Source organism: Filibacter tadaridae, from assembly GCF_900609045.1.
Classification (GTDB): Bacteria; Bacillota; Bacilli; order Bacillales_A; family Planococcaceae; genus Sporosarcina; species Sporosarcina tadaridae.
The window spans coordinates 84620-97044 of sequence record NZ_UXAV01000023.1 but is presented as its reverse complement, the minus strand read 5'-3'; the positions used below and the strand labels follow the sequence as shown (position 1 = coordinate 97044).

At 41.4% G+C, this 12425-nt stretch carries 12 protein-coding genes and 1 rRNA gene; 3 read left to right on the top strand and 10 right to left on the bottom strand.

Features of this window, described 5'->3' with window-relative positions:
* Positions 1–93: ribosomal RNA gene (locus FILTAD_RS04390) — 16S ribosomal RNA — on the bottom strand; the annotation flags it as partial.
* Positions 94–502: 409 nt separating this feature from the next.
* Positions 503–1366, bottom strand: a complete 864-nt coding sequence (locus FILTAD_RS04385) for a nucleotidyltransferase-like protein (RefSeq protein WP_124069292.1) — start codon at positions 1364–1366, stop codon at positions 503–505.
* A 126-nt stretch (positions 1367–1492) separates the two neighbouring features.
* Between FILTAD_RS04385 and FILTAD_RS04380 the strand changes: the two genes are divergently transcribed.
* Entirely contained in the window at positions 1493–1870 is a 378-nt protein-coding gene (locus tag FILTAD_RS04380; protein WP_124069291.1) for a YgzB family protein, read from the top strand.
* A gap of 131 nt (positions 1871–2001) precedes the next feature.
* Here the strand turns inward: FILTAD_RS04380 and perR are convergent, their stop codons facing one another.
* From perR to bcp, 3 genes are all read right to left on the bottom strand, one after another.
* Complete coding sequence (perR, locus tag FILTAD_RS04375; RefSeq protein WP_124069290.1) at positions 2002–2445, bottom strand: peroxide-responsive transcriptional repressor PerR; 444 nt, start codon at positions 2443–2445, stop codon at positions 2002–2004.
* 134 nt (positions 2446–2579) lie between these two features.
* The gene (locus tag FILTAD_RS04370) at positions 2580–3524 is read right to left on the bottom strand and encodes a D-2-hydroxyacid dehydrogenase (RefSeq protein WP_124069289.1); all 945 of its coding nucleotides are present in this window, start codon (positions 3522–3524) and stop codon (positions 2580–2582) included.
* Between the two features lie 18 nt (positions 3525–3542).
* On the bottom strand, positions 3543–4016 hold the full coding sequence (gene bcp / locus FILTAD_RS04365; RefSeq protein WP_203229649.1) for a thioredoxin-dependent thiol peroxidase: 474 nt from the start codon (positions 4014–4016) through the stop codon (positions 3543–3545).
* Between the two features lie 130 nt (positions 4017–4146).
* Between bcp and FILTAD_RS04360 the strand changes: the two genes are divergently transcribed.
* Both FILTAD_RS04360 and FILTAD_RS04355 read left to right on the top strand, forming a co-directional pair.
* Positions 4147–5451: a glutamate-1-semialdehyde 2,1-aminomutase gene (locus tag FILTAD_RS04360; RefSeq protein WP_124069287.1), complete on the top strand. Its 1305-nt coding sequence runs from the start codon at positions 4147–4149 to the stop codon at positions 5449–5451.
* Positions 5452–5511: 60 nt separating this feature from the next.
* Complete coding sequence (locus FILTAD_RS04355; protein ID WP_124069286.1) at positions 5512–6594, top strand: FUSC family protein; 1083 nt, start codon at positions 5512–5514, stop codon at positions 6592–6594.
* 61 nt (positions 6595–6655) lie between these two features.
* Here FILTAD_RS04355 and FILTAD_RS04350 read toward each other — a convergent pair whose 3' ends face one another.
* The 5 genes from FILTAD_RS04350 to FILTAD_RS04330 all read right to left on the bottom strand — a co-directional run bounded on the left by FILTAD_RS04350 (position 6656) and on the right by FILTAD_RS04330 (position 12296).
* Positions 6656–7552: an ABC transporter permease gene (locus FILTAD_RS04350; RefSeq protein WP_124069285.1), complete on the bottom strand. Its 897-nt coding sequence runs from the start codon at positions 7550–7552 to the stop codon at positions 6656–6658.
* 17 nt (positions 7553–7569) lie between these two features.
* Positions 7570–8574: an ABC transporter permease gene (locus FILTAD_RS04345; RefSeq protein WP_124069284.1), complete on the bottom strand. Its 1005-nt coding sequence runs from the start codon at positions 8572–8574 to the stop codon at positions 7570–7572.
* A 98-nt stretch (positions 8575–8672) separates the two neighbouring features.
* On the bottom strand, positions 8673–10292 hold the full coding sequence (locus FILTAD_RS04340; RefSeq protein ID WP_124069283.1) for an ABC transporter substrate-binding protein: 1620 nt from the start codon (positions 10290–10292) through the stop codon (positions 8673–8675).
* Positions 10289–11302: an ABC transporter ATP-binding protein gene (locus FILTAD_RS04335; RefSeq protein WP_124069282.1), complete on the bottom strand. Its 1014-nt coding sequence runs from the start codon at positions 11300–11302 to the stop codon at positions 10289–10291. Before FILTAD_RS04335 ends, FILTAD_RS04340 begins: the two co-directional genes overlap by 4 nt.
* Positions 11271–12296, bottom strand: coding sequence for an ABC transporter ATP-binding protein (locus tag FILTAD_RS04330; RefSeq protein ID WP_124069281.1), 1026 nt, complete (start codon positions 12294–12296; stop codon positions 11271–11273). The genes FILTAD_RS04335 and FILTAD_RS04330 overlap by 32 nt, the downstream gene beginning before the upstream one ends.
* Between the last annotated feature and the right edge of the window lie 129 nt (positions 12297–12425).

Sequence of the window (12425 nt, the reverse complement as noted above, 5' to 3'; positions counted from 1 at the left end):
AATAAGGAGCAAGCTCCTTATTGTCCGCTCGACTTGCATGTATTAGGCACGCCGCCAGCGTTCGTCCTGAGCCAGGATCAAACTCTCCATAATAGAAGAGAATGAGTAAAGAAAAATTGTACTTCATTTTTCTCCTGCTCATTTCTTGCTGGCATTAATTAAAAGAATGTATTTTAACTCTTCATTAATGACAATTTGTATTTCTTCGCTCCGACATAAGTCAGTTACTCAGAAATGTTTTGCTCGAGTACACTTGGCACTCTCGCTGTATTTCATTGACGTTTTGCTGTTCAGTTTTCAAGGTTCATTCGGCTGCCTCTAAAAAGCAACTCCCTTAATTTATCATCATCGAACTCGAGAGTCAAGTCTTTTTCAAAACTTTCTTTCGGGAGGTTTATGTTATCTCCTCAAGCGACGCTTACTATAATAGCACGGTTTCTATTTATATGTCAACAAGTTTATTAGGGCGATATGAAACCGCCCCCTTTAACCTGTTTAACCATCATTCTACCCTGTAATCACGATGATAAATCCATTCGTTTTTTGAATCACTCTTCACAACTTGGATAAAACCTTTTTCAACTAAAAACTCTATAAACACTTCAAGATTGATGGAATACATTTTAAGCTCTTCTTGTTCATAGAGTTCTTGAATTGTCCATTGCTGCTTCTCCATCATGACATCCATAATATGTCGCGCGCCATCCGCGGTTCGATTATGGATAAAAAAATCACTTGCTAGAAACAGTAGCTCAAGACGTTTTTCCAAAGGTTCCTGACTTGTGATGAGCTCTTCATAAAGTTTATAGATTGATGGGTCAATTTTTTTCACCTGGGACCATACAGTCACTTCAGGGAAAAGACCATTTTCGATTACCGCAAGTCTTGCGAGATGGTGTAGTGATTCCACAACATGATGGTAGGCATCCATATGACTTCCTTGTTCGAAAAATGTTTTCCCTTCTATATACCCCCTCACGAGTTTAGAAAGTTCAAGCCCCATTTTCATATTGCGTCCGTAAAACGGATACTCCCACATCTCTGATCTTAACTGCTCAACAAACTCATTACGATCGAAATAAACTTTTCCGTAAAATAACCAATCCACAACTTTTCTTTTTGAACCGAGGAGAAGCCATTTGTGAAGTTGCTTTTCACTGATTATATGCATGACCGCTTTTTCTTCACCATCTGTGTAGTGCTTTGTGAATATCGGTACTTCATCATCAGTAGTGATAATAAGAAGGATTGCATCAAATGTATCTGTAATCGGGTCATCTTTCCTTCTTTTCTCTACAAGGATGACACCGAGCGTATCTGGAAAACTTGCCCGTTCTTGATAAATTGGTCTTAGCACCTGTTCCACTACGTCACCTCCTTAACGTTTATCTTTCGACAGCTACATTGAAAAATCCTTTACTTGAATAGGATAAATAACGTATGAATAGAATTATATGATATAGTAATTGGGATATGTAAGGAGGAATACTTTATGAAACCATATAAAAATAAAATTAATCGGATACGTACCTTCGCACTGTCTTTGATATTTATCGGCGTTGTTATTATGTATCTCGGGATTTTCTTTCGAAAAAATGAAATCGTCATGCTCATTTTTATGGTCCTTGGTATGCTCGCCATCATTGGAAGCACGGTTGTATATGCCTGGATAGGATTGTTATCCACCAAAGCAATACAGATTGCATGCCCAAACTGTGGAAAACAAACAAAAATGCTTGGACGGGTTGATATGTGTGGACATTGCCGCGAACCACTAACGACGGACCCGACACTGGAAGGTAAAGAATTTGATGAAGCATATAATCGTCCAAATCGAAATAACGTCGATGCTAAGGAAAATTCAAAATAGGAAATTCGACAGCGCCTTTGTTGGGGGCGACAAGCACTAGAGCTGGAAAGTAATCCATGTTAAAAAAGTTTTACTTTCTTCTCTTTCAAAAAAAACATCCGCCACTTTCCCCTCGAAAGTGGCGGATGTTTTTAATTCACTTTCGCAGCATTATCAATACATGCTGGACAAGTTCCATAAACTTCTAATCGGTGTGAACCTACTTCAAACCCCGTCACGTGAGTAGCCAAATGTTCGACTTCCTCAAGCCCAGGATAATGAAAATCAACAATCGTTCCACACTTTTCACAGATGATATGATAGTGATCATGTGTTACAAAATCAAAACGACTTGAAGCATCTCCATAATTAAGCTCTTTTATCAATCCCGCGTTACGGAATACACGCAAGTTATTGTAAACTGTTGCAACACTCATATTTGGGAAATTACTTTCAAGCGCTTTATAAATATCGTCAGCCGTCGGATGTGATTCAGTGGAAATAAGATATTCCAATATCGCATGCCTCTGTGGCGTAATTCTGACACCGCTTTTTTTCAATGTATCGAGTGAGTCATTTAATTTATGCTCAGACATCGTTATGCACCTCACTTCATAAAGATTATTACTTTATAATCATTATCATCAGTTTACTGAAATAAGGGCCTGTATGTCAACTAATTCGCGTTATTACTACTCGTTTACTGTAGCTACCTTATGACAATCTACAATCAATATCCTTTATCCAATTCAATCCTATTTACCAGGTCCGCCCCGCCATTTTGGAACTTTACTAGATTTTCTTCGAAAAGGATAAGTGCCCGATCGACATATTTACCCGATAGGCTGGATACATGTGGTGATACGGTACAATTCGGCAGTGTCCATAGTTCGTTCTCAACAGGGAGCGGCTCCGTTTGAAAAACATCCAACACAGCATGTCCAATCTTGCCTGTTTTCAGTGCCTTAATAAGAATCTCTTCATCCAAAAGGTCCCCCCGTCCGAAATTCATGAAGACCGCCGAATCTTTCATGGAGTCGAAATGAGCCTCTGTCAATAAACCTTTCGTTTCAGGAGTGCTCGGCAATACAGAAATAACGTAGTCAGCATCCGGAAGCCTGCTTTCCAAATCGGCGAAAAGGATAATTTCATCCATCGACGCGCAATCCCGTCCTGATCGGTTACATCCGATTGTTCGAACGTCGAAAGCTTGTAATAACCTACCGATTTCGGAACCAATGGCGCCAGGACCAAGTATAATTGCTGTAGAACCTTTTAACTCAGAAGAACTGTGGTTACGGCTCCATTCTTTGTTTTTTTGCCGTTCATAAATGAGTGGCAGTGAACGTTTAAGAGCCAATATATGCGCAAGCACGGTTTCTGCCATTGGCGTTTTATGAATCCCCCGGACATTTGTCAGTAAGATTTCCTGTTTTGCAATAGAAGCAAAAGGAATTTTCTCCATTCCCGCCGACGCAACCATTAACCATTTTAAAGACTTCGCACGATCTAGCGCACCATCATCCACGTCATCTCCATATGTCACAATAACAGTCGCCGTTTCCATTTTTGTACCTTCCATCTTTTCGTCAAAATGAAAAGTCACATCCCTAAACGTTTTACGTAAGTTCTCTTTCTGATGGTCTTTTATGTTGAATGTGAATACAACTTCCATCTTCCATCCCCCACTTTTTCAAGAATTCGTCAGTTGCTCCAACGTATGAAGCGCTTCTTCAATATGCCCTTGTACTTTTACTTTCCGCCATTCTTTTACGACCGTTCCTGTCGGATCTATTAAAAAAGTCGAACGCTCAATACCCATATATTCTTTACCGAAGTTATTCTTTAACTTCCAAACGCCGTATTTCTCGGAAACGGAATGGGATTCGTCAACAAGTAGCGAGAATGGCAAGTCATGTTTTCCGATGAATTTTTCATGAGAAGCGCCACTATCTGGACTTACACCTAACACTACCGCATTCAACTTACCAAAACTTTCGTGTGCATCACGAAAATCACAAGCTTCTGTCGTACATCCCGGCGTTGCATCTTTGGGATAAAAATAGAGAACTACGTATTTCTCTCCAGCAAAATCCTGAAGGGATACCGTGTCTCCACTTTCGTTTGGCAATGAAAAGTCTGGTGCCTGCATACCTTCTAGTGTCATCATAGTCCATTCCTCCAATTCTATAGTTCCTTAATCGTAACGGACTGGGCAATTTCTTTCAATTTCTTTGGCGTATTCGATGAATATTGTTAGAATGGATAGGGTAAAGAATTGAACGGAGGAATAGAAAATGAACAGAACGAATTCAGAAAAAATCTATAAAGAAGCGTGCGAACATATTGTAGGAGGAGTAAATAGCCCGTCACGAGGGTACCGTGCTGTCGGCGGTGGATCTCCAACAGTTATGGAACGAGCAGAAGGTGCTTATTTCTGGGATGTTGACGGCAACAAATATATCGATTATCTCGCAGCATACGGTCCAATCATTACCGGTCACGCTCACCCACATATAACAGAGGCTATTATACAAGCTGCGCAAACAGGCGTACTCTATGGAACACCTACTCCACATGAAGTGAAATTCGCAAAAATGTTGAAGAAAGCAATACCGGGAATGGATAAAGTCCGCTTTGTAAACTCCGGAACAGAAGCAGTCATGACGACTATCCGCGTCTCACGTGCTTATACAGGACGCTCAAAAATTATGAAATTTGCAGGTTGCTATCATGGACACTCGGATCTTGTGCTTGTAGCAGCAGGATCTGGTCCGGCAACGCTTGGGATTCCTGATTCGGCAGGTGTACCAAAATCAATCGCAGAAGAAGTCATCACTATTCCATTCAATAATCCTGAAGCCTATAAGGAAGCAATGGCTACATGGGGAGACGAAATTGCTTGTATCCTTGTAGAACCAATCGTTGGTAACTTCGGTATCGTTGAGCCGAACGAGGGTTTCCTTCAACTTGTACATGAGCTCGCTGCCGAAAAAGGCGCATTGATTGTATACGACGAAGTCATCACAGCATTCCGATTCCATTACGGCGGTGCACAGAATCTGCTTGGTTTGACGCCCGATTTGACTGCACTAGGCAAAATAATCGGTGGAGGCTTACCGATTGGTGCGTACGGTGGTAAAAAAGAAATTATGGAACAGGTCGCTCCACTCGGGCCCGCCTATCAAGCTGGAACAATGGCCGGAAATCCCGCTTCGATGCTTGCCGGAATCGCATGTCTCGAAGTACTGCAAACGCCGGGTGTCTATGATGAATTGGACCGTCTAGGTGCTCTACTTGAAGAAGGGATTCTGAAATATGCAAAAGAGCATGGCATTACATTAACGATAAATCGTCTTTGCGGCGCGTTCACAATCTTCTTTACAGATGTGAAGGTAGAAAACTATGACCAAGCAGAAGCGACAGACGGAGACGTATTTGCGAAGTTCTTCAAACTTATGCTGAAAAACGGCATCAATCTTGCTCCATCTAAATACGAAGCATGGTTCCTGACAACTGCCCATACTGAAGAAATCGTAAAAGAAACGCTTGTTGCTGTAGATAAATCATTCGAAGAACTAGCAACTATCATAAACGATTAATCTGTTTGTATTGTTAAGGAACAGTAGCGGAAAATGCTTCTTAAAGAAAGGAATAACACCATGAAACTAGGCGCCCGCATTTTTAAAACGGCCCTTGCGATTGTCTTCGCATTGTTCGTGGCAGAATCTTTACATCTGCCGACTCCTATTTTCGCAGGAATCGCCGCCATCTTTGCCATTCAGCCTTCCATTTACAGATCTTATTTACGAATTATTGAGCAAACCCAAGGGAACTTAATCGGTGCATTTATAGCAATCACTTTCGTTCTTTTATTTGGTCAACAATTGGTAGTTGTCGGTCTTGCCAGCGTTTTCATTATTTTGGTTATGATTAAACTGAAACTTGAAAAGTCCATTTCTATGGCACTCGTCATGATGATTGCCATAGTGGAAATCAAAAGCGAAAGTTTTCTAAACTATGCGTTACTACGCTTTGTAACAATTACAATTGGTGTTTTCGCTGCTTTCCTGATTAACCTTATCTTCATGCCGCCTAAGTATGAAACGAAGTTATTTCAAACAATCCATCAAGCACAAGATGAGATTATTCGCTGGACCCGCCTTGTCGGAAGGCAGGCATCTGAACACGGCTCGACGAAAATGGCGTTGAAGAAATTGCAAGGACGTCTAAAGCAAGTCGAAGAACTTTACATGTTATTCAAAGAAGAACGAAGCTACTGTAAAAAGAATACAAGAGTAAAGGCGAGAAAACTTGTTATTTATAGACAAATGATTTCCACGTCAAAAAGTAGCTATGAGCTATTGAAAAAACTCCACCAATTTGAAAGTGAGCTTATTAGCTTACCCGAGCATTTTCGGATGATGATTCAAGAACGTTTGGATACTTTACTTACTTACCACGAACAATTACATTTGAAATTTGTCGGAAAACTCAAATCGGACAATACTGTTTTTACACCAAATGCAGATTACTTACAACGTCATGAAGTAATGGACATTTTCGTCAAAGAGATTAACATAACAAAAGAAGAAGAGGAGTTTTCAGCTTATCATCTCCTTCATATCTTATCGGCGCTTTTAAATTACGAAGAACAACTAGAGCATTCCGATAAACTTATCAACTTGTTTCAAACCTACCATAGTAATGAAATGAATAAAAAGATGGAAGCAGACTTTTACTAAACAAAAAGTATCCCGTCAGTCGCTGTACAAAACGACTAAAAGGATACTTTTTTGTTACGTTTCAACTTTTCATCCTTGGATCCAATGCATCACGTAAGCCATCACCCATTAGGTTAAAGCCAAGGACCGTCAGCATAATTGCAATTCCCGGGAAAATCATTGTCCAAGGAGCTGACTGAAGATAGTTCTTTGAATCCGCTAACATTTTACCCCATTCAGGCGTCGGCGCCTCTGCACCCAATCCAAGAAAGCCAAGTGCTGCCGCTTCAAGAATAGCTGTTGCAACCGCGAGAGTTCCCTGAACAATGACCGGAGCCATCGAGTTAGGCAGAATATGCGAAATAAGAATTCTAGAATCCTTCATGCCAATCCCTTTCGCCGCGGTTATATACTCATCTTCCTTAATACTAAGAACTTTCGATCGTATAAGACGACCAAAGTTTGGAACATTGATAATCGCAATTGCGATAAGTGCATTTTGCAGACTAGGACCTAAAACGGATACAATCGCAATCGCAAGTAAAATCGAAGGGAATGCAAGCATTATATCGAAAATACGGGAAATGATTGTATCTATCCAACGCCCATAATAACCTGCGATTATGCCGAGAGCACTTCCCACTACTACTGAACCGATAACCGAAAAGAAACCAATCCACAATGATATACGAGCTCCATGGACGATACGTGAGAGGATATCCCTTCCTAAGTCATCTGTCCCCAGCCAAAACTCAGAGGAAGGAGGAAGTAGTCGATCTGGTAAAGATTGATCATTGATGCCTTGAGAAACAAGAAACGGACCAAAAATGGCAAGTAAGATGAAAAAAACAACAATACCTACACCAACGACTGCTACTTTACTCTTTTTAAATCCGTTCCACGCTTCACGCCAAGGGCCCGTTGTTTTTTCAAGTTTTGCTTCAGCAATTCCGTCAACTTTTGGTACAAGTTCAGACATATACGATTCCCCCTTCCTCAATCATATTTAATCCTCGGGTCAATCAGGCTGTATAACAAGTCGACAAGTAAGTTAATCATGACGAAGAAGAAAGCGACAATCAAAATACCTGATTGAATGACAGGGTAATCTCTCGCACCAATTGCGTCGTAAATATAACGACCCACACCTGGCCAAGCAAAAATCGTTTCTGTTAAAATCGCACCACCTAATAGCATACCCATTTGAAGTCCGATGATTGTCAATACAGGGATGATCGCATTTTTAAGTGCATGCTTGTAAACTACCCAAAACATTTTCTGTCCCTTTGCACGTGCAGTTCGTATATAATCCGAACGCATTACTTCGAGCATACTTGAACGTGTCATCCGCGCAATGATGGCCATCGGAATCGTTGCAAGGGCCAACCCTGGTAATATTAAATGTTTAAATACAACCCCCAATTGGTCAAAACGTCCTTGCATAATCGTATCGAGCACATACAAATTGGTTATGGAATTAACGGGAGTCCTGACTTCATCGCGTCCTGTTACAGGCAACCAGTCCAGTTCCAACGCAAACATCCATTGACCCATAAGACCAAGCCAGAAAATCGGCATCGATACGCCGATAAGTGCAAGAATCATTGCGGTATAATCGAACCAGGAGTTTTGGAACCAAGCAGAAATGATACCCGCATTAATACCGACGATAACAGCAATAATGATAGCGAACAACGCAAGTTCAAATGTGGCTGCTAAATAGGGCCATATTTCGTCCGCTACCGGCAAACGCGTTTTCATCGACTCGCCAAGATCTCCTTTTAGAATTCCACCAAGGTAATTAAAGTATTGGATATACCACGGATTATCCAGACCCAGTTTTACCGTCAATGCTTCAACTGCCTCTTTTGTAGCCTGCTGTCCGAGAATGATTTGCGCAGGATTCCCTGGGATCGCCCGAATTATCATGAATACGATGAACGTCATCCCAAGTAGGACAGGTATAAGTTGCAGTAGCCTTTTTCCAATATAACTAAGCATTATTTTCACCCCTCCACTCTTACTCTTTTCTCACTATGTACAATTAGTGGTAAAAGAAAAGGGGAGAAATCCGTTGGACTTCTCCCCCTTCTTGTCAATCACTCGAAATCTACATTTGAAAGTAAATCCGATCCAGTTGGATGAGGAACAAATCCAGTCAAGTCTTTAGCTCCGCCAAGAAGTGGTGTAGAGTGGGCAAGTGGAACCCACGGTGCATCTTCATGGATGATTTCTTGCGCTTTTTTATACAGTTCAATTCGCTTATCTTCATCGATTTCAGTTTGAGCTTCAATGAAAATGTCATGTAGTTCATCGTTTTTATAGTACGTATAGTTATTACTTCCGATATTATCTTCATCTAGAAGGACATACAAGAAGTTATCAGCATCTCCGTTATCCCCAGTCCAGCCGAGCATAAACGCATCTGCATCACCTTTACTTGCCAAGTCTAAATAAGTTCCCCATTCATGTGAAACGATTTTTGCTGTAATACCTACATCTGCAAGGTTTTTCTGAATAACTTCAGCAACTTTAGAACCGTCTGGCATGTATGGACGTGGTACTGGCATTGCCCATAATTCCATTTCAAATCCATCAGCAAGTCCGGCCTCTGCAAGGAGTTCTTTTGCTTTTTCCGGATCATACGGATAGCCTTCGATTTCATCGTTATAACCTGAAATGGATTTCGGCATCGGATTGACTGCTACATCCGCACGACCTTCGAAAAACGTTTCAACAATTGCTTCTTTATCAATTGCATAGTTCATCGCTTGACGTACTTCCTTCTTATCGAATGGAGGACGTGTAACTGTAAGACCTAGGTAACCCACGTTCATAGACGGGCGTTCAAACAATTGTAACTTGTCGTTATCTTCAATCGCGGCTCCGTCAGATGGGTTGATGCCGTCAGCCAAATCGATATCGCCTGCCATCAAAGCGTTTAGACGTGCTGAGTTATCAGGAATCGATTTGAAAATGACCTTATCAAGTTTAGGCAGACCATCTTGCCAATAATCATCGAATTTTTCAATCGTGATTGTTTCATTCGGTTTCCATTCCACAAACTGGAACGGTCCTGTACCGACAGGATTTCTTTCGAATTCGTCAGCATCTTTTTCAAATGCTGTTGGACTTGCAATTGCGAACATGCTCATTGCAATGTTCTTCAAGAATGGTGCTTGTGGACGCGTCAATTTAATGATGACAGTATTGTCTCCGTCAGCTGTAACAGACTCAATCACATGCCCTTCATCCCCTTTGAATCCACCAAACATTGAATTGTAATACGGGAATGTATCCGCATCTCCGTTTGCCCAGCGTTCAAAGTTTTTGACGACCGCTTCTGCATTGAAGTCTGTTCCATCGTGGAATTTAACACCCTCTTGCAGTGTAAATGTATACGTCAAGCCATCTTCACTTGGTTCCCACTCTTTTGCAAGACCAGGCTGAATTGTCGTGTCCTGCTCCCCGAAATTTAAAAGCGTTTCGTAAAGATTGACCGTGACTTTGAATGTTTCACCTTCAGTTGTTCTAGATGGGTCGAGTGATGTAGAATCTCCACCGCGACCAAACACCAATGTTTTAGCAGGTTCCGTTTTTCCACTCTCATCGTCTTTGCTACTTCCGTCCTTCTCCCCATCTTGCCCACATGCTGCAAGCGCTGTTGAAAGAACGAGGATAAGCATTAAGGCAAGTGACCACAATTTGCTTTTTCTCATAAAGACCCCTCCATCTTTTTTATATCATTGTCACTCTCGTCACCGTAAAGGTGACAAGCAACAGAATGACCTGGACCATGTTGAATAAGTTCGGGTACTACTTTTGTACAGATATCCATTTTAAAAGGACAACGAGTATGGAATGTGCACCCTGACGGCGGATTGGCTGGATTCGGAATATCACCTTCCAGAACAATCTGTTCCTTTTTATAGTCTGGATCAGGTACAGGAACAGCCGATAATAGCGCCTGTGTATATGGATGTAACGGTTCTACATACAACTGTTCACTCTCCGCAATTTCAACCATCTTCCCAAGATACATTACGGCAACACGGTCACTTATATGTCGCACTACACCTAAGTCATGAGCTATGAAGATATATGTGAGATTGAAATCCTTCTGTAAATCCTGCATAAGATTCAATACTTGTGATTGAATCGATACGTCTAGCGCGGATACCGGTTCGTCCGCAATAATTAGTTTGGGATTCGTCATAAGAGCTCTAGCTATCCCGATACGTTGCCGTTGCCCCCCACTGAACTGATGCGGATACCGCTTGGCATGATAGGCGCTAAGGCCAACAATTTCTAGAAATTTACGTACTTTTTCTTTTCGTTCTTTTGCGTTATCCAAGCCGTGAACAATAAGAGGTTCTTCCAAAATTTTCCCGATTGTATGTCGTGGATTGAGGGATGCATACGGATCTTGGAACACCATCTGGATATCCCGTCTTGTTTTTCTCATCTCATCAGACGATAAAGACGTCAGCTCCTGCCCATCGAATTCCACTTTCCCCTCACTTGGCTCTAGAAGCCGCATGAGCATTCTTCCAGTCGTCGATTTACCGCAACCAGATTCACCAACTATGCCAAGCGTTTCTCCTTCATTGACATAAAAAGAAACATCATCAACAGCCTTCACTTGACCGACTGTCCTTCCAAGCATCCCTTTTTTTACTGGGAAATACTTTTTCAGATTATCGACTTTCAATAAGGGTTTTGTTGTCATCCATTTCCGCCCCTTCCTTGTCATATAGGAAGCATCGGGTCTGGTGTGCATCCGAAGTTTCATAGAGTTCAGGGTCTTCTTTTATACAACGATCGAATGCGAATTCACATCGCGCAGCAAATCGACATCCCTGTTTAATGGAGCCGGGTTTTGGAACGCTACCTGGAATTGAGTACAGCCTATCTTTTTTAAAACGCATATCCGGAATTGATTGGATTAGACCTTTCGTGTATGGATGTTGTGGATCATCGAATATTTGTTTCGCTGGTGATTCTTCAATAATCTGCCCGGCATACATTACGATAACTCGTTCACAAGTTTCAGCGACAACACCGAGGTCATGTGTAATAAGAAGGACCGCCGTATTCAAACGTGTATTTAATTCCCTCATTAGCTTCAAAATCTGTGCTTGTATTGTTACATCAAGCGCAGTAGTCGGTTCATCCGCAATTAGTACTTTCGGGTCACAGACAAGTGCCATGGCAATCATCACACGCTGTCTCATCCCCCCCGATAATTGGTGAGGATAGTCTTGCAACATCTCTTCTGCGCGAGGCAATCCTACGAGTTGCAACATTTCTATAGCACGTTCTTTTGCCTTCTTTTTGGACCATCCCTTTTCATGAATAAGAATCGCCTCCAACATCTGATTCCCGATTGTAAATAGAGGATTAAGAGACGTCATCGGTTCTTGGAAAATCATCGCGATATCATTTCCACGAATTTGCCGCATCTGACGTTCTGTCATCTTCAATAAGTCATTTTCTTGGAATACTATTTCACCACCTACTATTTTCCCCGGTGGTTGTGGTATCAGTCCCATAATCGATAGTGATGTTACACTTTTCCCACAGCCAGACTCCCCGACAATTCCAAGAATCTCTCCTTCTTTGACATGGAAATCAATATGATCAACAGCCGGTATTTCGCCAGAATCTGTGAAAAAGGTCGTCTGTAAATCTTTTACTTGGAGAATGGTTTTTCGCTCACTCATCAGATCACCCTTTTTTAAATCTTTTGTTTTTCTGAATTTAAAAGTTATTCACTATTATACAAGTTACTGAATTTATTGCAATACTAATTTACTATTCTTTAAAAACAGAAAAAAAGACAACCCTGAAAG